Here is a 22828-nt window from a genome sequence, read left to right as displayed (position 1 = left end):
GGCCCCGGCTCTGTTCGGGGCCTTTTCGTTTTTATGTTTCATAGCGCGTAGACACGAGGCACATCATGCAAATCAAACTCGCCAACCCACGTGGCTTCTGCGCCGGGGTGGACCGTGCGATCGAAATCGTCAATCGCGCGCTGGAAGTGTTTGGCCCGCCGATCTACGTGCGCCATGAAGTGGTTCATAACAAATTCGTCGTCGAGGACCTGCGCAGTCGTGGCGCGATCTTCGTCGAAGAGCTGGATCAGGTGCCTGACGACGTCATCGTGATCTTCAGTGCCCATGGTGTTTCTCAGGCCGTTCGCAGCGAGGCCGCCGGTCGTGGCTTGAAGGTGTTCGACGCCACGTGTCCGCTGGTGACCAAGGTGCACATCGAAGTGGCACGTTACAGCCGTGATGGCCGTGAGTGCATCCTCATCGGCCACGAAGGGCACCCGGAAGTCGAAGGCACCATGGGCCAGTACGACGCCAGTAATGGCGGGGCGATTTATCTGGTCGAGGACGAGGAAGACGTTGCCAATCTGCAGGTGCGTAATCCTGAGAAGCTGGCGTTCGTCACCCAGACCACGCTGTCGATGGACGACACCAGTCGTGTCATCGATGCACTGCGCACGCGCTTCCCGGCCATCGGCGGCCCGCGCAAGGACGACATCTGCTACGCGACCCAGAACCGTCAGGATGCGGTGAAAACACTGGCTGACGAGTGTGATGTGGTGCTGGTGGTGGGCAGCCCGAACAGCTCCAACTCCAATCGTCTGCGCGAACTGGCCGAGCGCATGGCGACGCCGGCGTACCTGATTGATGGCGCCGAAGACATGCAGCGCAGTTGGTTCGATGGCGTCGAGCGCATTGGGATTACCGCAGGGGCTTCGGCGCCTGAAGTGTTGGTGCGAGGTGTGATTCAGCAATTGCAGGCCTGGGGCGCTACCGGGGCTGATGAGCTGGCCGGTCGTGAAGAGAACATCACTTTTTCGATGCCCAAAGAGCTGCGGGTCAAGCAGGTTCAGTAACCGAGGTCATGCGCAGGGATCGGTGTTGAACCCGTCACTGCGCAATGTCACCCGGCCCGTCACGGCAATTGCGATCTGAAAGTGGCTGGCGGGCGAGTCCTTCAGACACACCGCCAGCGTGCCATTGGCGTTATTGAGCAACCTGCCGCCGCTGTCAAAGCCGACGCGGCTGGCGACTCTGCCGTTACCTATGACTTTCACGTTCGGATATCCGGCACGCTCCGCGAGTGCCACGTCCCCCTCATCCCTGAGTTGGTTACGGTTCGTGTCGACGAAGACCGCCCAGCCCTGACTCCAGTTCTCGTTGGATGCTTGCATGATCACTGGCTGACCGCGCTGGATCGCCTCCACGCGCGCCAGTCGTAGCCCTGTGGCCAACTGCTGAGCAGCGTCCTGTCTTCGTTGGGATTCGACCAGTGATTGGAAGGCGGGGGCGGCGAGTGTGGCGACGATGCCGATTACGACCAGTCCCATGAGCAGCTCGATCAGCGTCAGTCCTTTTTGCATGGCTTGCTCACTTCTCTGAAGTTTCCGCGCCATAGCAAACGCCCGAAGCGCCCGGCTGACAAGACGTGCGATTGTCAGCCGATATGTCCGCAAGCTGCGGTTACACAGTGCTCAAGCGACTCGCTCAGCGTCGTCTTCAATGTCTCTGCACAGTCATCGCAGAGGTGTTGGCGGATGAGTACGGGGCAGTCAGGCGTGACATTGATCGAGGTGTTGGTGGCGTTGCTGGTGCTCGCCGTCGGTGTGCTGGGCGTGGCGTTGTTGCAGGTCAGCGCCTTGAAGCAGACCGACAGCGCGATGCGCAGCACCCAGGTGAGTTTCATTGCGCACGACCTGATGGAGCGCATGCGCGCCAATCCCGAGGCTCATTACACCCTCAGTTCCTTGAACCAGGCGCCGACCGCAGGTAATCCGGACGTTCCTCGCGATCAGGATCTGTTCGACTTTGCAGACCAGTTGAAACGTGCGGTGGGCGAAAACGTGCAAGCGTCTGTTCAAATGGTCGGCGGTCAGGCAACGGTCAACCTGGAGTGGAGTGACGCCAGAGCTCAAGGCGAAGCGGCGCAAGCCCGGCAAACATTGACGTTGACCAGCCTGATTGGGCCGCAGGGGCAGCGATGAAACAGCGGACGGGTGGATTCGGTCTTGTTGAAACCTTGCTGGCCTTGGTACTCGGCCTGGTGATATCGCTGGCACTGACGCAGATGTTCCTCCACTCGAAAAGCACGTACCTGAGTCAAGCTTCTTCGGCGGCGCTTCAGGAGGACGCGCGTTTTGTTCTCTCCAGAATGGCTCAGGAAATACGGCTGGTTGGAGTGTTCGGCTGCCAGCGAGCCATTCGCGATGAAAGCCTGGGGGCGCGATTCGCCCACGCGTTCAATACGCCTGTGCGTTGGGATGCCGGACAGCGCTCGCTGACGTTGATCAGCGCTGCGACGGAAGTGGGCAACACGTGGCACGAATGGATCATCCACACCGATTGCACTACATCTGCCGTGGCATGGTCCCGAGGGCGTGCGCCTTCGCTGATGGCGGGAGAGTTCGCGCTGCCCATTCAACAACACGTTTATCGCTTCAATGCACAGCGTAACGAGCTGACTCTCGACGGGCAGCCGCTGCTGAGCCACGTCCGGGATTTCAGTGCGCTGTTTGGCGTCGCGTCTTCTCGGAGCAGGGTTGGCATTGCGCGTTACACCTCACAGCCTGATCCCGCCTTGATTCGCAGTGTGCGCCTGACACTGGTGCTGTTTGATCCAGCGGATCGTACTCGGGAGCAGACGTTTCACATCGTGGCGGCGATTCGCAATCGGGCGGGCTAAGGAGGAGCGAGTGATGAACGCGCAACGCGGGGCTGTGTTGATGGTGGGGCTGGTGTTCCTCTTGCTGCTGACATTGCTTGCAACCTCGTCGATGCAGAACGCCACGCTTCAAGAACGAATGGCGGGCAGTCAAGCGCGCCGCGACGCGTCATTCCAGGCGGCAGAGGCCGCGTTGCGCGCAGGTGAAGCGCGCGTTTCGTCACCTGGCTTTTCGCAGGAGCGCTGCACTGGCCTGGCGACCTGTTTACCCCCTCCGGAGGCATTGACCTTGTCTACCGAGGGAACGGGCGGGGCTTCTGGTGTGATCTGGCGGGCAACCCCCAGCGGCTTTGTGGGCATTCAGTACCTGGGTGAATCGACAGGTGCGATCGAAGACGGTGATGCCGAGCAATCACCCAAACTTTATCGCGTGACAGCGATAGGCCTACAGGGCACTGCCAGGACGGTGCTGGAAAGCGTTCACACCGATGAGAAACGCATCCTGTGGCGTCAGCGCCTATGAAGGGGCACCCATGAGAGGACGAGGTTTCACATTGATCGAGTTGCTGATTGCCATTGCGATCATGGCGATCCTGGCGACCGTCGCCTACCCGGCTTACAGCGAGCACACCCGCAAGGTACGTCGCGCCGAAATCACGTCATTACTGATCGAGGAGGGGCACCGGCTGGAACGCTTCTATTCGCGAGTGGCGCAGTATTCGGACGCCCAGGGTCCGCCTGCACGGGAGCATGAGGTGTCGGGCGGGAATACGTTTTATGTGATCGAGGCCGAACGCTCAGAGCAAGCGTTTGTGTTGACGGCGAGCCCGATCAGTGGGGGAGCGATGAGTGCCGACAAGTGTGGCCGCTTTGTGCTGGAGCACACTGGCAGGCGCGACAACGTGGGAATGTCGGGGGATGCCAGTGTGCAGCGGTGTTGGGGGCGGTGAGGGTTACTTGAAGCAGTCTGTTGCTCCGGTTGAGGACGTCTTGTTGCCGGCCTGATCAATGCTCAGGTTGCCGCAAGCGTCGCTCGTCTGCGCGTTCGCCGCGGTGGCCAGCACCGTATAAGTCGTAGCGGTTGGGGATGGCGTCAGGGAGAGCGTATATCGGCCGGTTGCCGAGTTGATCGAGGAAACGCTTGTGGTCGACAGACCTATGCTCTGAAGCGTCGCGTTGGCGTAGCTGTTGTTCTGCGCGTAATACCGTTCCATCCTCGCCACGGCGTCATTGAGCATGGAGAGGCCTTCCGAGCGATATCCGCGCAATACGTACTTGGTGTAAGCCGGATAGGCGACGGTCGCAAGGATCGCGATGATGGCGACGGTGACCGTCAATTCAATCAGTGTGAAACCACGCTGCGAGTGTTTTGCGTTACGCATCAATCAAAGCCTCATGGGTAAGGAATGGAGCGCCAGGTCTGACGGCCAACGAAGCCTGCGCCGGTATTGACACCAATCGAGTCGCCGGTAGACGACGTGGCGGTCTTTATGCCGGTTGTGGAGCTGATGGCCGTGCCGACGCCGCTCATGCTCATGGCGCTGACAACGTTGTCGTTGTAGTTGTCGGCACTGGAGATCGTCCCGTTGCGCCGCAGGTTGAAGACGGTAAAGGTGGTTCTGCCGCCCGTGTTGGGGTCCAGGCCATAACGCCAGCCGGTTACGCCAGGGCTGCACACGTCGGTGCTAGGAATGCGCGTCGACGCGAACAACACGCTGCCGCTCAGGGTCATGGGGTCGACCAGCCGCTCTCCCAGCAGGGTAGTGCCAACGGCGAGGTTCAAGTACCAGCCGGATTTGGTGGTCCAGTCCACGGTGTTGGCGCTGACCAAGCGAATGTCGCTGCTTGCTGTGCCGAACGAAGCGTTGTTGACCTGCGAGGTGATTGTCTGCTGCTGGAGGCTGGATCTGGCCAGTACAGGGGTGGTTGCAGCGGTTTGCGCCGCCGTTTGTTTGTCCCAGATGCCATACAGCGTCTGCAGGTCGGTCGTGGTTTTATCTGCCGACGTGAAATAACGCCCGGTGCCGAAGATGACGAGTGTTCCCGTTGCGGTGGGGTGAGTCAGGACAACCGGTGCCGCTGTGATCGATTGAACAGCCGAGCCTGCCGTATCACTGACGGTCGCGGTATACAGCGGTTTGTTGGCAAATGCGACCTTGTAATTGCTGGCGGTAGCATTGGCCGTCAGCGAAGAGCCGATCAGGTCAAAGCGCCACAGGTTGCCCAGCAAGTCACCGGCATACACGTAATCGGCAATGCCGTCGGCGTTGGCGTCCAGCACAACAGGCGACGACAGGCCGTTGTTACCCACCACGGAGGTCGTCAGCTTCGAGATCTTAGCGCCTGTTGCGGCGTTGAGGATGAACAACGAAGCGTTGCCGTTGTTGCCGTTATAGCCGTTACCGAAGATGACACCCCATTCTCCCGAATGCAGCCTGGAGATGACCGGGACCGAGAACGTAGACCCCAGATCGACGTCATTTTGTGAGGTGAATTCCCACAGCAGCGTGATGCTGTCGGGGTTGGTGATGTCCAGCGCGAACACCTCACGCCCACCTGCACCCAGCGTGCCTACCAGAATCGTGTGCCAGGCGCCGGAGAAGTAGACATCGCCGATGACTGGCGTGCTGTCCACGTAGTACCGATGCAGCGAGGAGTTGGTGTTGTAGTCCTTGTTGGTCAGCGTGGCGAGGTTGGCGATGACCGCCGACGGGATGAAGGCGAACTTCTCGACACCTGTGGTGGTGTCGAATGCGTGCAGCATGCCGTCATTGGCGCCGACATAGACCTGACCACGGCGTGCGCTTTGGGCGGTCTGGAACGCCGCATAGGTGCCAGCGGTACCATTGAGTGTGTCGGCAGTGGTGGAGTCATAGAGTGCCCCTTCCACCAATGCAGGTGTCGAGTCGACCAAATCGCCGATCAATGAGGCGCGTCGGCGGAATGTTGAGGTCGCTTTGCTGGTGTCGCCTTTAATGAAGTCCACCTGATCGGAGGTCAGCGTGGACTGTAGTGCAACGCCCGAGTAAGTTCGGTTGGCGAGATTGCTGTACGTGAACGCCTGTAGCGCATTACCGGCTTGGGTCGCCATCTGGATGTTGCGAGTATTCCAGGTCGGCATTTGGGCCGAGGCTGACCAGTTTTGCACCGTGGTGCCCGTCAGGTTGGTGGAGGTGTAGGTCGTCGTGGTCTTGATCAGGTCCCCGCTCCACGTTGCGACGTTCAGGCTGTTCAGGTAGGTCGCGCTGGTACTGGTTGTGCCCAAGGCTGGCAAAACGGTAGGGGTCGCGACCGAGCTGTTGGTTTGCAGGATCTGGTTGAACGCGGCTGACAGTTGATCCTTCAACGTCGAGGCGTTGCTCACCAGGAAATAGTTGTTGGGTGTGCCGCTGGTGTTGGAGTCCCACTGGCCGGTCACTGGGAGACTGGAACTGGTGTTGGTCGAGTCGCCGAACCCGCCCCATTTCGCGGCGTACCACAGCGGGTCGTTGAGGTTGGTCACCGAGCGTGTCGAGGAGGGCGTGAACGTGCGCGTGTGCGAGGTGCCCCCGTTGACGGCCGTGTTGCCAGATTTCATCCCGGGGAGCAGGGCGCAAGTAACGCCCGAGCAAGATCCCGGAAGCTGGGTACCTGGAGTGTCGAATGAATAACGAACGTTGCCATTGCCGCCGCCGGTGACTTCCAGATAGATACCGTCTGCTGTGGTACCTGAAATGGTATAGCCCATGTGCGATTCATAACCTGCCACGGAATATTGCGTATCCGAGGTCACGCTAAGGGTTGCCGTCGCGCCTGTACCAATCACCGAGACGGTGTACAGGACGATGGCGTCCATGTCGTAATCACCGCCCTGGCCGCTGTCGTCGTAGACCACGCGGAAGATGGCTTGGGGGCGGCCGCCGTTAATGGTGGTATCGACTGTTTGCCCTGGCATGTTGGCCAAGGTGTCGATGTAGAAGCCGGTGAGCTGTTCGTTGGTATCGTTGTTGGTCACCTTGCCGAAGGGCACCAGCGTAATGGTACCGGTGCCAACGGGCATCTGAATGCGCGGCAGCGTCGACGACAGGGCGATGGAGAACGTCTGAACCTTCTGGCTGCCCAATGACGTGATCGGGTTGGTGTTGGCGAAGTAGGCGACGGAGCCAGCATTGAACGTCCCTTGCTTGGTCGACTCTTCCGGCAGGCCACGTATGTTGCCTAGGCTGGAGGCTACCTTGGCGGTCGGCGCGGTGTCGCTGACCGATGGCGTCTGGCCGATGTTGATGTTTTTGCTGCCACCACCGACATCGGTGTTCCAGATTTGCTGCCCTTGGGTCTGTGAGCTGTAACCGCTCAGTGCGGTCGGGACAGCAGGGGATGCAGCCGTGGTATACGCACTGCCGGGCAGGTCAGAGTCATAGCTTGGGTTGACGTCGCTGAACAGGGTCTGGAACGGCTTCGAGCAGCTTGGGTAGGTCGGGTTAGTGGCGTTTGCATCTGGCGTAGCGGAGTACGGGTTGCTCCAGGTGGTCAGGCCGCTCAGGCCCAGCGCGGTGTCGCCAGCGCCAGATGCGTAGCTAGCCGTCGGGGTCGTTTCACCACTGAAGTAGCGCAACGTTTCGAACATCATTTCGGCCAGCGGGTTGCCCCACGACTGGCAAGAACCGTTGGTGATGGAGTTGCCCTGACTGCTACAGCCGGTGTTGGTCAACTTCAGGCCATCGAGGGTGCCGATAATGCCGCTTTTGACGTAAACCCCAAGTGAGTTCTGGGTACCGAAAATCCCGGTCGAGGTTTCGATTTCGTTGGCAAAGCTGCTGATCGCTTTGCGAATCACGCCGCCCTGCAGGTTGTTCTGGTAAGTGCCAGTCATCAAGCCGAAGTACATCTGATTGCCTTCACCGAAGTCGTGAAGAATGCCAGTCGGCTTGTACGTCCCGTTCGGATACAGCTTGCAGTTGGCTTCCAGGAAACCCGTTTTGCATGCCTGAACGCGAACGGTGTAGTCGTCGGGAACCACGGCGATGTTAACGCCCGAGACGTTCGTGGCAGTGGAGCCGCCCTGCACCGACTCACGGGACACCCAGCCAAAAATCCTGACGTTGGCGATGTTGGGCAGTACCCTAAGTAACGGTGCAGAGACTTGCGTGTTGTTGGCGAAGAGTGTCCGGTTGCCAGCGCTGGGGTTGGCGTAGGGTGTGTAGTCAGACAGGTTGTAACCGTCGATGGTGAGGCTGGTGTACTCCTTACCCCACGTATGGGCATCGGTTGGGATATACGCCCGCTCCAAAATCGTCGTGCTGGTGGTATCGGTGCTGCGATACCCCCCATAGAGCACCTTGCGCAAAGCATCGGCCCGTGAGGTCGTCAGGTAGTTCAGGTAGTCGCCACTCCAGCGGCCGCTGCACTTCTTGCTGGTCGCAGCGGAGGCGGCTGAGAAGTAGCCGCTGGCGTAGGTGTAACAGGTGTTGGAGTCGAAATAGCCCAGATAGGTAATCGAAGGTTTGTAGCGAATATCGATCGTACCGTCGCCGTCCAGATCGGAGGCGTCGTTGTAGGCCGGGAAAAACAGTTTGTGATCGCGCCCGACCACCAGCATGTTCAGCGGCGGCACCGAGTTGTTGACGAACAGCGGCAATTGCGCCGGGACCTGGCTCACGGCTGCGTTGGCCGCGGATAAAGGCAGCAGGCAGGCCAGGGCAACGATGAAACGGCTGAGCGTATTGGGCTTATTCATGTCGGTCGCTTTTGGCTGGCACTCATGAGTCGGAAATGGCGTACACCGTACGCAGGATCGTCCGTTGAAGTGTGGTGTTGTTGCTGCACGTCACATTGGCGTCACTGGAGGCAATCGCGCAGGCCGTGATTTCGTAGTAGTGACGGCCACAGTCCCGGGCCATCAAGGCGCAATTGTTTTGGGTTTGCCCGCCGAGCAGCTTCAGGTCGACGACGTACCATTGCACGCGAACGTCGTAGCTACTGGCTGCGACGGTATTGATGTTGGCCGCGAAGTTGGAGGTGTTGAACAGCTGTGGCGTGTCCGCGTTCGTATTCGCCGTCACACTGGCAATCGGGATGCAGGGCGCATACGACGGCGTCGTGCTGCACTGAGCCTGGCTGATGCTCAGCTCGCCCATGCGCAACGCCGCCTCGGCCGCATTCACCAGCGTCTTCTGCTGTTTCAGGTTGCCCGTTATGCGCGACTCCAGCGACACGCCGCGCATGCTCGACAGCGCCAGCACCGTGATGATCAGCAACATGATGATCGCCACGATCAGGGTTGCACCGGTTTGCCCGCGTGGCGCGAAGCCGTGGGCGTGTCTGGCGGGCCGTGTCATTGCATCTGATTCCGGATCATGATGGTCCCCTGCACAAGCTGGTAAATACTGGCTTTGTCGGCGTCGGTCGTGCCGTAAGTGGTGCCGTAGCGGCTATTCCAGTCGGTCAATACCGACGATGTCAGTGTTGTGTTGTCCCTGATCGTTGACGCATTCGGACTCTGCATCAGGACGTTGTAACGCACCGCGGCGATGGTGCTGCTCGCGTTCGGTGAGGCGCTCCAGGCCGTGACGGTCTTGCTGTCGTTGCCAGGGCCTGTGCCGTATTCAAAGCGCAGGTCCTTGACCCCGGTGACCAGTTGTTGCCCGCCCGCGCTGGTCGTGCAAGTGATCGAGTTGGCTGTGGAGTCGAACCAGATCCGCTCGACGACTTTGGGGTTGACCTGACCGTAAGGGGTCACGATGGCGTTCTTGTTGGCGTCGGACAGTGCCGTGCCCTGACAGGTGACATCGGCCTTGTTGGTCGCCTGATACTGGATGCACAGGTTGGTGGCCGATATTGCCGCGACGCCGGCCCCTGCGTTGAAAACGCAAGGACTCAACGAGGTGTCCGCCGTAATGTTGGTTTTAGGGTCGCTTCTGTACCCGGCTTTCAACAGTTCCTGACTCAATAGCGCAAGAGCGAAACGACCGTTCTCTTGATTGCCGATCTGCCCCTGCTGGAACAGGTAGGTGCGCTGGTTGTTGATGAAAATCTGGGTGACACCTAGGATCAGAAACAGCCCGATGAGCATCGCCACCATTAACTCAATCAGCGACAAACCTCGCTGCCGGGTGTGCAGGGCTGATTTCATTTGATCCGGGTCCTCAGCCTGTAGGTGCAAGTGCCAGCAGTCGTCGAGGTGCTGCCAGCCATGCAGTCAGCGCCGCTCTTCACGGTCCAGGCCACTTGTATTTCGAGCTCGGCATTGGTCGTGCTGGAGGTGGTGCAAGACGTGGTGACTCCAGGTGTAGCGGTCTTGCAGATATAGAAGGTGCTTGAGATCAAGGCGTCGGTAACACCAGGCAGCGCCGCTATGGCCCTCGCTTTCCAGCAGCCGATCTGATCGGCGAGCGCTGTGGGTGTTGGCATGCAACTGGACGGCGTGTCGGGGAAGTTTGTTCCGGGGCCGATCAGGCAAGAATTCGCCGTCGTACAATCAGCGGGCGCGCTGCGAATGATCTCAACCAGATCATCCACCAGCATGATGGCGGTATTACGCTGCACTGAATCCTGTGTGTAGGGAATCGCCTTGCTCTGCAGTGCGACCATCCCCAGCACTCCCACTGCAATGATGATCATGCTGACCAGCACTTCGATCATGCTGAAGCCTGCGCTGCGGTGACGGGCGGCGAGGTTCATCAGCATCCACTCGGTTTGGTGGTGGAGGGCGAGGTGATGCGACCGCTGCTGAGCAGCGCAATGTATTGGGTTGCGACCCCTGAGTCGTTCGTGTAGCTCACCTGAAAACAGCCGGACGCCGATGCGGTTCCGGTGGGCGAAAAGTCCACGCTGGTGACGCCTGCCGTGATGGTGATGCCGGTTTGCAGACCTGCGGAACCGACTTGCCTTAGCGTGGCACCGGTTCCGCCGGAGCCCAGTCTCACGATGATATTGGTTGTACCGGCTGCTGCACTGATGTTCACGGTGGTGCCCCGCGTCACCGCCTCACCCCGCGCATATTGTAACAAGTCATAAAACTCATCAGACGCGGCCCGCACATTCATCCGATGGATCAGGTTCGTAAAGCTCGGTACTGCCATTGCCGCAAAAATACCGACGATCACAACTGCCACGACCAATTCGATCAAGGTAAATCCGTCGCTATTGCCCCCAAGAGGACCTTGCCAGCTGCGACGCGAAATCGGGCGCGTAAGACCAGAGCTGAAATCCATCAAGGAAATTCCGTTTTTCGTTCGAAATATGGTGATACTACTCAGGTTCGAAGTCGCGATGTAGTGGATGTCCGGGGAATTTCACTGGACAAGCGGCATCGTCCGGATTATTGGCCTTTGTCGAGTTGGTGGTCTGCGACCAGTAGCGCACGAACCGACATGTCGTTTTTTACGGGTAAGCGAGTTCTGCATGTCCAGGCAACACGTGGTGATCGTGGGTGGTGGTGTGATCGGTCTGTTGACCGCCTTCAATCTTGCGCCAAAGGTTCAGAGCGTCGTTCTGCTTGACCGTTCGGGCGTTGGACAGGAGTCGTCGTGGGCGGGGGGCGGGATCGTTTCGCCGCTCTACCCGTGGCGCTACAGCCCGGCCGTGACCGCGCTGGCGCACTGGTCGCAGGATTTCTATCCACAACTGGCGGAGCGCTTGTTCGAGGCGACCGGCGTTGACCCGGAGGTCCACAAGACCGGTCTGTATTGGCTGGACCTCGACGATGAGAAGCAAGCGCTGGAGTGGGCGGCTCGGCTCAACCGGCCGTTGTCGTCGGTGGATATTTCCGCCGCGTACGACGCGGTGCCTGTCATGGGGGGCGGTTATTCTCGGGCCATTCGCATGGCCGACATCGCCAACGTGCGTAATCCGCGCCTGGTCAAGTCGCTCAAGGCCGCCTTGATGGCGATGCCCAACGTAACGATTCACGAGCAATGCGAAGTCAGCGATTTTGTGCGCGATGGCGATGCAATCATCGGTGTCAGCACGCCAGCGGGCGATATTCTCGGCGACAGCGTCGTGCTCGCAGCGGGCGCGTGGAGCGGTGATTTGCTGCGCAAACTCGGGCTTGAGTTGCCTGTAGAACCCGTCAAAGGGCAGATGATTTTGTACAAATGCGCAGCGGACTTTCTGCCGAGCATGATCCTCGCCAAAGGCCGCTACGCGATTCCCCGGCGTGACGGGCATATTCTGATCGGCAGCACCCTCGAGCACGAAGGCTACGACAAGACCCCAACCAATAACGCGCTGGAGAGTCTTAAAGCATCAGCGGTCGAACTGATTCCCGCGTTGGCTGACGCTGAAGTGGTGGGCCATTGGGCAGGCCTGCGCCCAGGCTCGCCGGAAGGCATTCCGTTCATCGGCCAGGTTCCCGGCCATGACGGGCTGTGGTTGAATTGCGGGCATTTCCGCAATGGTCTGGTGTTGGCCCCGGCGTCATGCCAGTTGCTGACGGATTTGTTGACGGGGAGTACGCCGATCATCGATCCGGCGCCGTATGCGCCGTCGGAGACGGTGTTGAGGCCACGGTAGCCGCTCGGCTTTTTATCGGTGGAGTTTGTGAATACGACACTGCCGGCAAGTCGGACTGCTATGGGTACCCGGAAGTCTTGAAGCGCTCTCTTTCATAACGCCGGGCGTGTGGCACTTACTCCAACCCCAACTTCTTCAACCGATACCGCATCGACCTGAACGTCAGATTCAGCCTTTGCGCCGCAGCCGTCCGGTTCCAGCGGGTTTCTTCGAGGGCCTGGAGGATCAGTTTGCGCTCGACGCTCTCCAGATAATCTTCTAGGTTGTCGATTTGCGCGAGGCTTGGGCTGTTCTGTTCGCGGGTGGTCGAGGATTCGGCCAAGCGCAGCTCATCGGCGTTAATCAACTCGTTTTCGCACAGGGTGTATGCCCGTTCGAGCATGTTCTCCAGTTCCCGCACATTGCCGGGGAAGCGGTAACCCTTCAGTGCCGCCAGCGCAGGAGGGGTGAGACGTGCAGTAGGCTGGCTGGTGCCTTCAGCCAAGCGACGCAGGACGTTGTTGGCGATTTCCTCGATGTCTTCGCGACGTTCGCGCAGGGGCGGAACGCGCAGCTCGATGACGTTGAGACGGTAATACAGATCCTGGCGGAAGCGTTCGGCGGCGACTTCGACGCTGAGGTCTTTGTGGGTCGCGCACAGTACGCGTACATCGACCACCTGTTCCAGCTGACCGCCGACAGCGCGCACGGATTTTTCCTGAATCGCCCGCAGCAATTTCACCTGCATCGCCAGCGGCAGGTCGGCAACCTCATCCAGAAACAACGTGCCGCCATTGGCCGCTTGAAACAGGCCTGGCTTGTCTTCGTGCGCACCCGTAAAGCTGCCTTTGCGATGGCCGAAGAATTCGCTTTCCATCAGTTCGGTGGGAATCGCTCCGCAGTTGACCGGCACGAATGGCTTGTCGACGCGCGGACCCTGTTCGTGAATCAGACGCGCCACCAGTTCCTTGCCGCTACCGGACTCACCACTGATATAGATCGGCGCCTGGCTGCGCGCGAGCTTGCCTATCTGCTTGCGCAACGCCTGCATGGGCGGCGAGTTGCCGAGCAAACGGTTGTCGATGCTGTTTTCGTTGGAGGACGATAGGTGCAGCCGCAGCGCACTGCCGACCAATTCACGCAAACGGCTCAGGTCTACGGGCTTGGTCAGAAAGTCGAATGCACCGGCCTTCAACGCATGAATGGCGGTGTCCAGGTTGCCGTGGGCGGTGATCATGGCCACGGGCACCTGGGGGTGACGCTTCTGGATGTGCTGGACCAACTCCAGGCCGTTGCCGTCGGGCAGGCGCATGTCGGTCAGGCACAGGTCGAAAGGCTCGCGGGCCAACCAGTCCTGAGCTTCCTTGACGTTGCGTGCGCTGCGCGTATCGAGCTTCATGCGCCCCAGGGTGATTTCCAGCAGCTCACAAATGTCGGGTTCATCGTCGACGATCAGGATTTTTTGCCGTGGGTTCATCTTCAACTCAATCTGAACGGGTGGGCAAAGGTGATCCGCATGCAGCTACCGCCACCTTCCCGTGGTGTGTAATCCAGGTTCGCCTGATTGCTTTCGCATAGCTCCCGTGAAAGATACAGGCCAAGTCCCGTTCCTTTGCTTTCAGTGGTGAAAAAAGGTTCGAAAATCTTCGTCAGGTGCTCTGGCGCAACGCCGGGGCCGTCGTCCATGACCTCAAGGCTGGGCAAATCACTGTGCGTGTCATGAAACAGCCGGAGCCAGACCTGCGCGCGCTCATGCAACTGACCGCTGTAGCGTAGGCCGTTCTGCACCAGATTCGTCATGACTTGCTGCAATTGTTCGGCATCCATGCGTGTGGTCAGAGTGCCGAAGCCGATCTCCAGATGCACGGATTGCTCCGCAGGCAGTGTGCTGCGAAGGTCGCTGACGAAATGTTCGAGCCACTGCCGAAGGTCGAGCAGGTGAGGTTCGGTCTGACGTCGGCGGGACAGCTGCAAGACGTTCTCGATCACCAGATTCATCCGTCGCGATTGATCTTGAATGATTTGACTGAGACGTCGGTCCGGTTGGGTCAGTTCCTCGGACTCGTGCAGCAGTTGGGCCGCGTGGCTGATCGCACCCAGTGGGTTGCGGATCTCATGGGCGATCCCCGCTGTCAGTCTGCCCAGCGCGGCGAGCTTGAGTTGCTGGGCCTGTTGGGATATTTGCGAAAGGTCGTCGAGAAATACCAGCGTGTGGCGATGATTGCCTCGGGTCAGGGCGATGAAGCCGGGGCGTAGTACGGGGCCGATGGTCGATGTGGTAATGCTGCGCGGCGCCATCGAAGAGTTGATCTGCCATTGCCGCAGGCGCTCGACCAGTTGGGGGGAGTAGAGGTCAATGACTTCACCGAGCAGGCGCTCGTGGCCCAGGAGGGTCAACGCACTGCGATTGGCCAGCAAGACCTTGTGGTCGGCGTCCAGTACCAGAATCCCGGTGCGCATGCGCTCCAGAATCAGGGCGTTGAGTTCTTCGAGGTTGTCGACATCAGCGGCACGCTGTTCGGCGATGTCTTCACTGGCCTGCAAGCGTCTGGCCAGCGTTTGCACCAACAGCGCGGCGGCGAAACACAACGCCCCCAATGAACCGGCCTGAACGAAATGGTTAACGGCAGCCGGTTTGTTGTAACTGATGTAGAACGTCAGGTAGATGATGCCAATGGCTGAAATGGCGGCGATCAGCAAGCCTGTTCGCCTGCGTAGCAGCACGTTGCTGATCGCCACGGAGGCGGCGATCAGGTTACCCAGCCCGCTGGGTGCACCTCCGCCTGCATAAAACAGGGCGCAGAGCATGACGGTATCGGCCAGCGCCAGTGTGAAGAGCTGGCCTTGATGACTGGGGCGTTCAAGGAGCACGACCACCAGAATGTTGAACACCAGATACAGCCAGCACCCGGTGCGAAACAGTTCGATGTCCGCCAGTTCGAGCAATTCGGCATCCAGGCTGCTGGAAATCAGCAGCACCAACAGAATGCCGATGCTCAAACGGTACAGATGATACAACCGCAGGATGCGCTGGGCCTGAGGGGTCGCCAGCGACAGGGTTTCAGCGGTCACGTGTTGCGGGACCCTGCAGGCGATGGCTTTCCGTGCAGTACCACTGCTGCCCTTGGCTCAAGGCGCGGTCCTGTGGAACGTGCACGCCACAGTGTGCGCAGCGAACCATGGGCGCAGCGTCATTTTCACGCGGGGTGGTTTTGGGCCGTGGAGCGGGGCCTTGGGTCAAGCGTTTGAAAAACCAGATCGCCGCCATGACGAGGGCGATCCACATAATCAAGCGAATCATGTTTGTCAGCTTAGTGAGTGAAGATGCCGCAGTGTAGCCAACGGGCTGGCAGGCGCACAGTCGTGCACGCCGTTATAAGGTGTCAGAAATGAAAAAGAGGTCCCGTAGGACCTCTTTCTGTCTGACGCTGGCGCTGTGACGGTGATCAGTCGAACAGGCCGAAGGTCATGTAGCTGAAGATCGAGCGGCTTTTCGGGGTGCCGTCGTCATCAGCGTTCTTCTCTTCTTCTTTCTGGTTCTCAGGCAGCAGGTCGGCCGGGATGGCGTCTTTGGCGTCCTGGTACTGCTTGATCACGTCCTGGTTGGCGCGGGTTTCTCCCGGCGGCAGCGGCGGACGGCTTTCGATCAGGCCCAGGGTTGCTTTCGACAGCCACGAACGGTTGTCCGGGTCCGGCGTGCGCGCGGTGAACTTGCCATCAGCCAGTTGCGGGTGATCCGGGTAGTTGGCTTTCAGCACTTGCAGGCTGGTGTCGGCCAGGTCGTCCAGATGCAGACGCTGATAGCCTTCGACCATCACGGCCAGGCCGTCGCCAACCGATGGGGTTTCCTGGAAGTTTTCCACCACATAGCGGCCACGGTTCACTGCTGCGACATAGGCCTGACGGGTCAGGTAGTAGTCGGCAACGTGGATTTCGTAGGCGGCCAGCAGGTTGCGCAGGTAAATCATGCGCTGCTTGGCGTCTGGTGCGTAGCGGCTGTTGGGGTAGCGGCTGGTGAGCTGGGCGAACTCGTTGTACGAGTCGCGGGCAGCTCCCGGGTCACGCTTGGTCTGATCCAGCGGCAGGAAGCGCGCGATGATGCCCACGTCTTGGTCGAACGAAGTCAAACCCTTCAGGTAGTAGGCGTAGTCGACGTTCGGATGCTGAGGGTGCAGACGAATGAAGCGCTCGGCAGCCGACTTGGCCGCTTCAGGCTCGCCATTCTTGTAGTTGGCGTAGATCAGCTCCAACTGCGCCTGGTCGGCATAGCGACCGAACGGGTAGCGGGATTCCAGCGCCTTCAGTTTCTCGGTCGCGCTGTTGTAGCTGTTGTTGTCCAGATCGGCCTGCGCCTGCTGGTACAGCTCGACTTCACTGAGGTTTTCGTCGATGACTTCTTTCTTCGAAGAACAGGCAGCGGTAAGTCCGAGGATGGCTATCAGCAGCAGGTGTTTCACTTGCATGGCGGCTTGCGTCCCTATAACGGCCTGCTGTCTTGCGCAGGACCGTCCTGTTATGATGGGCGCCCCGTGGAACCCCCGGGACAAAAGACGCCGTATTTAACCACAAGCGCACAGCCGAAACCAAAGGCCAGTGCCACCTCCTAGTTTGAGCATGTCTGAGATCATTGAACTTCGCGCAGAGGTGCCGTCCGAATTGGGCGGTCAACGCCTCGACCAGGTCGCCGCCCAACTCTTCGCCGAGCACTCGCGCTCGCGCCTTTCCGCCTGGATCAAGGACGGCCGTCTGACCGTGGACGGTGGCGTTCTGCGCCCGCGTGACATCGTGCACGGCGGCTCCGAGCTCGTTCTGAAAGCCGAGCAGGAAGCGCAGGGCGAGTGGGTCGCGCAGGACATCGAGCTGGACATCGTTTACGAGGATGACCAGATTCTGGTCATCAACAAACCGGCCGGGCTGGTGGTTCACCCCGCAGCGGGTCACGCCGATGGCACCTTGCTCAATGCGTTGTTGCACCATGTGCCGGACATCATCAATGTGCCGCGTGCGGGCATCGTACATCGTCTGGACAAGGACACCACCGGTCTGATGGTCGTCGCCAAGACGATTCAGGCCCAGACGCAACTGGTGGCGCAACTGCAGAAGCGTACGGTCAGCCGCATTTATGAGTGCATCGTGATCGGCGTGGTGACGGCGGGGGGCAAGATCAACGCGCCCATCGGTCGTCACGGCCAGCAGCGTCAGCGCATGGCCGTGATGGAGGGCGGTAAACCGGCGGTGAGCCATTATCGTGTGCTGGAGCGTTTTCGCTCTCACACTCACGTGCGGGTCAAGCTGGAAACTGGCCGTACTCACCAGATTCGAGTGCACATGGCGCATATCAACTTCCCGTTGGTGGGGGATCCGGCGTACGGCGGCCGCTTCCGTATCCCACCGGCAGCCAGCCAGACCATGGTGGAGTCGCTCAAGCACTTCCCGCGTCAGGCACTGCACGCGCGTTTCCTTGAACTGGATCACCCGACGACCGGTCAGCGCATGAGCTGGGAGTCACCATTGCCTGACGATTTCGTCTGGCTGCTGTCGCTGCTCAAGCAGGATCGCGAGGCGTTCATCGGATGATTGAGTTCGTGGCGGACTGGCTGATTCCCGACTGGCCTGCGCCAGTTGGCATCAAAGCGTGCGTCACCACTCGCGCGGGCGGCGTCAGCGTCGCGCCGTTCGACACGTTCAATCTGGGCGATCATGTCGATGATGATCCCGCAGCGGTTGCGCAGAACCGCTCGAAACTGACCGCATCATTGAAGGTGCAGCCTGCGTGGCTCAAGCAGGTGCATGGCATCGACGTCGTGCAAGCCACGCCTGCCCACGTGATGCAGGCCGATGCCAGTTGGAGTACAACACCGGGCGTTGCCTGCACGATCATGACCGCCGACTGCTTACCTGCTCTGTTCTGCAATCGGCAGGGGACTCAAGTCGCGGCGGCTCATGCGGGCTGGCGTGGCCTGGCGGCGGGTGTGCTGGAGGCCGCAGTCGACAGTTTTGCTGACGCGCCCTCAGACATTCTGGTCTGGCTCGGCCCTGCCATCGGCCCGCAAGCCTTCGAAGTGGGTCCCGAAGTTCGCGAAGCCTTTATGGCAACCCATCCCGAAACTGCCGAAGCCTTTGTACCGAGCGCCAACCCCGGCAAGTTCATGGCTGATATCTACCAGTTGGCGCGGTTGCGCCTGGCCGCCCATGGCGTGGCTGCCGTGTATGGCGGCGGTTTGTCGACCTACAACGATGAGCGCTTTTTCTCCTATCGTCGCGGCGCACGCACCGGGCGGTTTGCGTCGCTGGTGTGGATTGAGCCTGTTTGACTCATCCGATTTGCTGGTTGTAGGAGCGCGCTTGCCCGCGATAGCGTTGCGTCAGCAACGCATTCATGGCTGACACAACGCTATCGCGGGCAAGCGCGCTCCTACGATCAGAAATCTCTGACCACCAAATTCTTCCCGGCCAGCTAATGTTGATCTGTGTCAAGCACTCACCGCTTGAATCCTGTGCAATCGGCCACATCTAAGGGCTATCTGGCAGGTTTTCTTTATTAAGGTGTGTTCATTGCTCCGGCCTGCCCATTAGGAAGGTGACCAATGCGTATTGACCGTTTAACCAGTAAATTACAGCTCGCTTTATCTGATTCCCAATCCCTGGCGGTGGGCATGGACCATCCCGCCATCGAGCCTGCGCACCTCATGCAGGCGTTGCTTGAACAGCAGGGCGGTTCGATCAAACCCCTGTTGTTGCAAGTCGGCTTCGATATCAACAGCCTGCGCAAGGCGTTGAGCAAGGAGCTGGACCAGTTACCCAAGATTCAAAACCCGACTGGCGACGTGAACATGTCGCAGGATCTGGCGCGCCTGCTCAACCAGGCCGACCGTCTGGCTCAACAAAAAGGCGATCAGTTCATCTCCAGTGAATTGGTGCTGCTCGCGGCCATGGACGAGAACAGCAAACTCGGCAAGCTGTTGCTCGGCCAGGGCGTCAGCAAGAAAGCGCTGGAAAACGCCATCAGTAACCTGCGTGGCGGCGAGGCCGTGAATGATCCTAACGCCGAAGAGTCGCGCAAGGCGTTGGACAAGTACACCGTTGACCTGACCAGGCGTGCCGAAGAAGGCAAGCTCGACCCCGTCATCGGTCGCGACGACGAAATTCGCCGGACCATTCAGGTGCTGCAACGTCGTACCAAGAACAACCCGGTGCTGATCGGCGAACCCGGTGTGGGTAAAACCGCAATTGCCGAGGGCCTGGCCCAGCGCATTATTAATGGCGAAGTGCCGGATGGCTTGCGTGGCAAGCGTCTGTTGTCTCTCGACATGGGCGCGCTGATTGCTGGTGCCAAATTCCGCGGCGAGTTCGAAGAGCGCCTGAAAGCGGTACTCAACGAGCTGTCCAAGCAGGAAGGCCAGATCATCCTGTTCATCGACGAATTGCACACGATGGTCGGCGCAGGCAAGGCCGAAGGCTCGATGGATGCAGGCAACATGCTCAAGCCCGCTTTGGCGCGGGGCGAGTTGCATTGCGTCGGTGCCACGACGCTGAACGAGTATCGCCAATATATAGAGAAGGACGCGGCCCTTGAGCGGCGCTTCCAGAAAGTGTTGGTCGACGAACCGAGCGAAGAAGACACCATCGCGATCCTGCGGGGCTTGAAGGAGCGCTACGAGGTTCACCATAAAGTGGCGATCACCGACGGCGCTATCATCGCGGCGGCCAAGCTTAGCCATCGTTACATCACCGACCGCCAGTTGCCGGACAAGGCCATCGACCTGATCGACGAAGCGGCCAGCCGCATTCGCATGGAAATCGACTCCAAGCCCGAAGTGCTCGATCGTCTGGAGCGTCGCCTGATCCAACTGAAAGTCGAATCTCAGGCGCTTAAAAAGGAAGACGACGAAGCGACGCTGAAACGGCTGGAAAAACTCCAGGAAGAAATCGTGCGGCTGGAGCGTGAATACGCCGATCTGGAAGAAGTCTGGACGTCTGAAAAAGCCGAAGTAACGGGTTCTGCACAAATTCAGCAGAAGATTGAACAGTCCCGTCAGGAACTGGAAGCGGCGCGCCGTCGTGGCGACCTCAACCGCATGGCGGAACTTCAGTACGGCGTGATTCCCGATCTGGAACGCAGCCTGCAGATGGTCGATCAGCACGGCAAGCCCGAGAACCAGTTGTTGCGCAGCAAGGTGACCGAGGAAGAGATTGCCGAGGTCGTCTCCAAGTGGACCGGGATTCCGGTGTCGAAGATGCTAGAAGGCGAACGCGACAAGCTGCTGAAGATGGAAAGCCTGCTGCATGAGCGGGTGATCGGTCAGAACGAAGCCGTGGTGGCCGTGGCCAACGCCGTTCGTCGTTCCCGTGCCGGGCTGTCCGACCCTAATCGCCCGAGTGGTTCGTTCATGTTCCTCGGCCCGACCGGTGTGGGTAAGACCGAGCTGTGCAAGGCGCTGGCCGAATTCCTGTTCGACACCGAAGAGGCGATGGTTCGCATCGACATGTCCGAGTTCATGGAGAAGCATTCCGTGGCTCGTTTGATCGGCGCGCCACCGGGTTATGTGGGGTATGAAGAAGGCGGGTATTTGACCGAAGCCGTGCGTCGCAAGCCGTATTCGGTGATCCTGCTGGACGAAGTCGAGAAGGCACACCCGGATGTTTTCAATATCCTGCTGCAAGTGCTGGAGGATGGTCGCCTGACAGATAGCCATGGCCGCACCGTTGATTTCCGCAACACGGTGATCGTCATGACGTCCAACCTGGGTTCGGCGCGGATTCAGGAACTGGTGGGGGATCGTGAAGCGCAGCGTGCAGCGGTAATGGATGCGGTGGGTTCGCACTTCCGTCCGGAGTTCATCAACCGGGTCGACGAAGTGGTGATCTTCGAGCCGTTGGGTCACGACCAGATTGCCGGTATTACCGAGATTCAGTTGGGCCGCTTGCGTCAGCGTCTGGCCGAACGGGATCTGAATCTGGAACTGACGCCAGAAGCGTTGGAAAAACTGATCGCGGTCGGCTACGACCCGGTGTACGGCGCACGGCCATTGAAGCGTGCGATTCAACGCTGGATCGAAAACCCGCTGGCTCAGTTGATCCTGTCGGGCAGCTTCATGCCGGGGACCCGCATCAAGGGGACGGTGGTGGACGACGAGATCGCGTTCGTCTGATTCGCTGCTTCTATATAGAAGGACACAAGAGGGCGCTCCGAAGGGAGCGCCTTTCTTATATCTGGGTCACACCATACCCTATAGCAGTCCGGCTTGCCGACGGTGGCGATTTCACGTGCGCCACCGTCGGCAAGCCGGACTGCTACAGACGCGGGATGTACAGGCCCGGTTTTTGGTGTCTCAAACGCTCCCTCGAAAAAAAGTTGCAAATCATTGTCTTAAAAGCAATTTAGAGGGTTGACACCTGTTTCTAGGAATGTAGAATAGCGCGCCTCAGAGACGTGAACGCAGCGATGCAGACAGGTCGAAGAGGCTGAAAATGCAGTAGATTCAGGGCAGTAGGTGCAAGATCACTCTTGCAAAGAAGTACTGAATTTTTCTGTGTTGAAGCGCGTCAAACGCTACATCTGAAATTGAATATGTTCCGTGATAGCTCAGTCGGTAGAGCAAATGACTGTTAATCATTGGGTCCCAGGTTCGAGTCCTGGTCACGGAGCCAATTTCCAGAAGTAGTACCGTCGGGGTATAGCGCAGTCCGGTAGCGCGCCTGCTTTGGGAGCAGGATGTCAGGAGTTCGAATCCCCTTACCCCGACCATTATTTGGGTCGTTAGCTCAGTTGGTAGAGCAGTTGGCTTTTAACCAATTGGTCGTAGGTTCGAATCCTACACGACCCACCATTTTTGACCTGGCTTCATCGGGTTGAATCTTAGGGAGTGACGCCAGTTGCGTCATCCGTTTAGCTTCATCTGTTTCATCGGGGTATAGCGCAGTCCGGTAGCGCGCCTGCTTTGGGAGCAGGATGTCAGGAGTTCGAATCCCCTTACCCCGACCATTTTCGCCCCAGCAGTTCCCGGGTAGAAAATACGGCTTCAGCGCCAATCGCGCGGTAGCCCACAAAAAGGCGTCCTTCGGGGCGCCTTTTTTCGTTTCTGACCGTCCACCGTTCGACGCCCGTCGTTTCGACTTCCTTCCTCTCGTTTATCCCTCCATCCACCCTGCAAACCACCGTACGTGCCGCTTGTGCGTTGTCGCTATATGAAAAAATATACAGCGCTAGGTATCATAGGCAGCCACTCGATGCTTTGAGAAAGGAACCATGAGGCCGAATGTAACGAACGCCCGCACTTACCCTTACACCGCTTGGGTGCTGACCCGCAGCTTCGTCGTATTGGAAGTTGAACTGGTGGGACCGACCGCCGATGGCCAGAACGAGCGCTCGGCCAAAGGCAAATGGTATGCGCCGGACACGCTGTTCCAGTCACCCGATGCAGCGGTGGATGCAGGTCGAACGCGTATTGAAGCGGCACGCGCTGAAATTGCCCGTCGTGCGGCGGTGCTGGAAGAGAAGAGCGCGTTGCTCGACAGACTATCGGGGCGCTGAGCGCA

General features: G+C 59.3%; 21 protein-coding genes and 4 tRNA genes. 14 read left to right on the top strand and 11 right to left on the bottom strand.

Features of this window, described 5'->3' with window-relative positions; all coding sequences use genetic code 11:
• Positions 1-65 precede the first annotated feature (65 nt).
• The gene (gene ispH, locus ACI2KB_RS26875; protein ID WP_404639734.1) at positions 66-1013 is read left to right on the top strand and encodes a 4-hydroxy-3-methylbut-2-enyl diphosphate reductase; all 948 of its coding nucleotides are present in this window, start codon (positions 66-68) and stop codon (positions 1011-1013) included.
• A 6-nt stretch (positions 1014-1019) separates the two neighbouring features.
• Here ispH and ACI2KB_RS26870 read toward each other — a convergent pair whose 3' ends face one another.
• Positions 1020-1520, bottom strand: coding sequence for a GspH/FimT family pseudopilin (locus ACI2KB_RS26870; protein WP_404639732.1), 501 nt, complete (start codon positions 1518-1520; stop codon positions 1020-1022).
• 174 nt (positions 1521-1694) lie between these two features.
• Here ACI2KB_RS26870 and pilV (ACI2KB_RS26865) point away from each other — a divergent pair, with 174 nt between their 5' ends.
• The 4 genes from pilV (ACI2KB_RS26865) to ACI2KB_RS26850 are packed head-to-tail and all read left to right on the top strand — an operon-like array spanning position 1695 to position 3768.
• On the top strand, positions 1695-2141 hold the full coding sequence (gene pilV, locus ACI2KB_RS26865) for a type IV pilus modification protein PilV (RefSeq protein ID WP_404639730.1): 447 nt from the start codon (positions 1695-1697) through the stop codon (positions 2139-2141).
• Positions 2138-2839, top strand: a complete 702-nt coding sequence (locus ACI2KB_RS26860; protein ID WP_404639728.1) for a PilW family protein — start codon at positions 2138-2140, stop codon at positions 2837-2839. Before pilV (ACI2KB_RS26865) ends, ACI2KB_RS26860 begins: the two co-directional genes overlap by 4 nt.
• Positions 2840-2852: 13 nt before the next feature.
• Entirely contained in the window at positions 2853-3341 is a 489-nt protein-coding gene (locus tag ACI2KB_RS26855; RefSeq protein ID WP_404639726.1) for a PilX N-terminal domain-containing pilus assembly protein, read from the top strand.
• Positions 3342-3351: 10 nt separating this feature from the next.
• Positions 3352-3768, top strand: coding sequence for a type IV pilin protein (locus ACI2KB_RS26850; RefSeq protein WP_404639724.1), 417 nt, complete (start codon positions 3352-3354; stop codon positions 3766-3768).
• A 3-nt stretch (positions 3769-3771) separates the two neighbouring features.
• On the opposite strand, the gene ACI2KB_RS26845 is transcribed toward ACI2KB_RS26850, so the two are convergent.
• From ACI2KB_RS26845 to ACI2KB_RS26820, 6 genes are read right to left on the bottom strand one after another with little or no spacing between them, the layout of a single operon-like run.
• A complete protein-coding gene (locus ACI2KB_RS26845) occupies positions 3772-4200 on the bottom strand; it encodes a type IV pilin protein (RefSeq protein ID WP_404639722.1) in 429 nt (142 codons plus the stop codon).
• A gap of 11 nt (positions 4201-4211) precedes the next feature.
• On the bottom strand, positions 4212-8534 hold the full coding sequence (locus ACI2KB_RS26840; protein ID WP_404639720.1) for a pilus assembly protein: 4323 nt from the start codon (positions 8532-8534) through the stop codon (positions 4212-4214).
• A gap of 22 nt (positions 8535-8556) precedes the next feature.
• Positions 8557-9135, bottom strand: coding sequence for a PilX N-terminal domain-containing pilus assembly protein (locus ACI2KB_RS26835; protein ID WP_404639718.1), 579 nt, complete (start codon positions 9133-9135; stop codon positions 8557-8559).
• Positions 9132-9929 carry a PilW family protein gene (locus tag ACI2KB_RS26830; RefSeq protein ID WP_404639716.1) on the bottom strand — a complete coding sequence of 266 codons (798 nt, stop codon included), beginning with the start codon at positions 9927-9929 and terminating at the stop codon, positions 9132-9134. Before ACI2KB_RS26830 ends, ACI2KB_RS26835 begins: the two co-directional genes overlap by 4 nt.
• Positions 9926-10477 carry a type IV pilus modification protein PilV gene (pilV, locus tag ACI2KB_RS26825; protein WP_404639714.1) on the bottom strand — a complete coding sequence of 184 codons (552 nt, stop codon included), beginning with the start codon at positions 10475-10477 and terminating at the stop codon, positions 9926-9928. Before pilV (ACI2KB_RS26825) ends, ACI2KB_RS26830 begins: the two co-directional genes overlap by 4 nt.
• The gene (locus tag ACI2KB_RS26820) at positions 10477-11010 is read right to left on the bottom strand and encodes a GspH/FimT family pseudopilin (RefSeq protein WP_404639712.1); all 534 of its coding nucleotides are present in this window, start codon (positions 11008-11010) and stop codon (positions 10477-10479) included. Before ACI2KB_RS26820 ends, pilV (ACI2KB_RS26825) begins: the two co-directional genes overlap by 1 nt.
• 190 nt (positions 11011-11200) lie before the next feature.
• Here ACI2KB_RS26820 and thiO point away from each other — a divergent pair, with 190 nt between their 5' ends.
• Positions 11201-12310 carry a glycine oxidase ThiO gene (gene thiO / locus ACI2KB_RS26815; protein ID WP_404639710.1) on the top strand — a complete coding sequence of 370 codons (1110 nt, stop codon included), beginning with the start codon at positions 11201-11203 and terminating at the stop codon, positions 12308-12310.
• A 115-nt stretch (positions 12311-12425) separates the two neighbouring features.
• Here thiO and ACI2KB_RS26810 read toward each other — a convergent pair whose 3' ends face one another.
• From ACI2KB_RS26810 to ACI2KB_RS26795, 4 genes are all read right to left on the bottom strand, one after another.
• Entirely contained in the window at positions 12426-13766 is a 1341-nt protein-coding gene (locus tag ACI2KB_RS26810) for a sigma-54-dependent transcriptional regulator (RefSeq protein WP_404639708.1), read from the bottom strand.
• A gap of 2 nt (positions 13767-13768) precedes the next feature.
• Positions 13769-15361: a sensor histidine kinase gene (locus ACI2KB_RS26805; RefSeq protein ID WP_404639706.1), complete on the bottom strand. Its 1593-nt coding sequence runs from the start codon at positions 15359-15361 to the stop codon at positions 13769-13771.
• Positions 15351-15590, bottom strand: coding sequence for a PP0621 family protein (locus ACI2KB_RS26800; RefSeq protein ID WP_404639704.1), 240 nt, complete (start codon positions 15588-15590; stop codon positions 15351-15353). The genes ACI2KB_RS26805 and ACI2KB_RS26800 overlap by 11 nt, the downstream gene beginning before the upstream one ends.
• Positions 15591-15735: 145 nt before the next feature.
• On the bottom strand, positions 15736-16752 hold the full coding sequence (locus tag ACI2KB_RS26795) for an outer membrane protein assembly factor BamD (protein ID WP_404639702.1): 1017 nt from the start codon (positions 16750-16752) through the stop codon (positions 15736-15738).
• Positions 16753-16903: 151 nt separating this feature from the next.
• Here ACI2KB_RS26795 and rluD point away from each other — a divergent pair, with 151 nt between their 5' ends.
• From rluD to ACI2KB_RS26755, 8 genes are all read left to right on the top strand, one after another.
• Entirely contained in the window at positions 16904-17866 is a 963-nt protein-coding gene (rluD, locus tag ACI2KB_RS26790) for a 23S rRNA pseudouridine(1911/1915/1917) synthase RluD (protein WP_404639700.1), read from the top strand.
• Positions 17867-17874: 8 nt separating this feature from the next.
• Positions 17875-18603: a peptidoglycan editing factor PgeF gene (gene pgeF / locus ACI2KB_RS26785; RefSeq protein ID WP_404639807.1), complete on the top strand. Its 729-nt coding sequence runs from the start codon at positions 17875-17877 to the stop codon at positions 18601-18603.
• 273 nt (positions 18604-18876) lie between these two features.
• Complete coding sequence (gene clpB / locus ACI2KB_RS26780) at positions 18877-21441, top strand: ATP-dependent chaperone ClpB (RefSeq protein WP_404639698.1); 2565 nt, start codon at positions 18877-18879, stop codon at positions 21439-21441.
• Positions 21442-21864: 423 nt separating this feature from the next.
• Positions 21865-21940: transfer RNA gene (locus tag ACI2KB_RS26775), tRNA-Asn, on the top strand.
• A 20-nt stretch (positions 21941-21960) separates the two neighbouring features.
• Positions 21961-22037, top strand: a tRNA-Pro gene (locus tag ACI2KB_RS26770).
• Positions 22038-22043: 6 nt separating this feature from the next.
• Positions 22044-22119: transfer RNA gene (locus tag ACI2KB_RS26765), tRNA-Lys, on the top strand.
• A gap of 78 nt (positions 22120-22197) precedes the next feature.
• Positions 22198-22274: transfer RNA gene (locus ACI2KB_RS26760), tRNA-Pro, on the top strand.
• A 264-nt stretch (positions 22275-22538) separates the two neighbouring features.
• The gene (locus ACI2KB_RS26755) at positions 22539-22823 is read left to right on the top strand and encodes a hypothetical protein (RefSeq protein ID WP_404639696.1); all 285 of its coding nucleotides are present in this window, start codon (positions 22539-22541) and stop codon (positions 22821-22823) included.
• Positions 22824-22828 lie beyond the last annotated feature (5 nt).

This window comes from Pseudomonas sp. NPDC088444 (assembly GCF_044900175.1).
Classification (GTDB): Bacteria; Pseudomonadota; Gammaproteobacteria; order Pseudomonadales; family Pseudomonadaceae; genus Aquipseudomonas.
This window is presented reverse-complemented; position numbering and strand designations above follow the sequence as displayed.

Coding starts and splice junctions, on each gene's coding strand:
- ispH (WP_404639734.1), top strand. CDS start 66: ATGCAAATCAAACTCGCCAACCCACGTGGCTTCTGCGCCGGGGTGGAC.
- ACI2KB_RS26870 (WP_404639732.1), bottom strand. CDS start 1,520: ATGCAAAAAGGACTGACGCTGATCGAGCTGCTCATGGGACTGGTCGTA.
- pilV (WP_404639730.1), top strand. CDS start 1,695: ATGAGTACGGGGCAGTCAGGCGTGACATTGATCGAGGTGTTGGTGGCG.
- ACI2KB_RS26860 (WP_404639728.1), top strand. CDS start 2,138: ATGAAACAGCGGACGGGTGGATTCGGTCTTGTTGAAACCTTGCTGGCC.
- ACI2KB_RS26855 (WP_404639726.1), top strand. CDS start 2,853: ATGAACGCGCAACGCGGGGCTGTGTTGATGGTGGGGCTGGTGTTCCTC.
- ACI2KB_RS26850 (WP_404639724.1), top strand. CDS start 3,352: ATGAGAGGACGAGGTTTCACATTGATCGAGTTGCTGATTGCCATTGCG.
- ACI2KB_RS26845 (WP_404639722.1), bottom strand. CDS start 4,200: ATGCGTAACGCAAAACACTCGCAGCGTGGTTTCACACTGATTGAATTG.
- ACI2KB_RS26840 (WP_404639720.1), bottom strand. CDS start 8,534: ATGAATAAGCCCAATACGCTCAGCCGTTTCATCGTTGCCCTGGCCTGC.
- ACI2KB_RS26835 (WP_404639718.1), bottom strand. CDS start 9,135: ATGACACGGCCCGCCAGACACGCCCACGGCTTCGCGCCACGCGGGCAA.
- ACI2KB_RS26830 (WP_404639716.1), bottom strand. CDS start 9,929: ATGAAATCAGCCCTGCACACCCGGCAGCGAGGTTTGTCGCTGATTGAG.
- pilV (WP_404639714.1), bottom strand. CDS start 10,477: ATGAACCTCGCCGCCCGTCACCGCAGCGCAGGCTTCAGCATGATCGAA.
- ACI2KB_RS26820 (WP_404639712.1), bottom strand. CDS start 11,010: ATGGATTTCAGCTCTGGTCTTACGCGCCCGATTTCGCGTCGCAGCTGG.
- thiO (WP_404639710.1), top strand. CDS start 11,201: ATGTCCAGGCAACACGTGGTGATCGTGGGTGGTGGTGTGATCGGTCTG.
- ACI2KB_RS26810 (WP_404639708.1), bottom strand. CDS start 13,766: ATGAACCCACGGCAAAAAATCCTGATCGTCGACGATGAACCCGACATT.
- ACI2KB_RS26800 (WP_404639704.1), bottom strand. CDS start 15,590: ATGATTCGCTTGATTATGTGGATCGCCCTCGTCATGGCGGCGATCTGG.
- ACI2KB_RS26795 (WP_404639702.1), bottom strand. CDS start 16,752: ATGCAAGTGAAACACCTGCTGCTGATAGCCATCCTCGGACTTACCGCT.
- rluD (WP_404639700.1), top strand. CDS start 16,904: ATGTCTGAGATCATTGAACTTCGCGCAGAGGTGCCGTCCGAATTGGGC.
- clpB (WP_404639698.1), top strand. CDS start 18,877: ATGCGTATTGACCGTTTAACCAGTAAATTACAGCTCGCTTTATCTGAT.
- ACI2KB_RS26755 (WP_404639696.1), top strand. CDS start 22,539: ATGAGGCCGAATGTAACGAACGCCCGCACTTACCCTTACACCGCTTGG.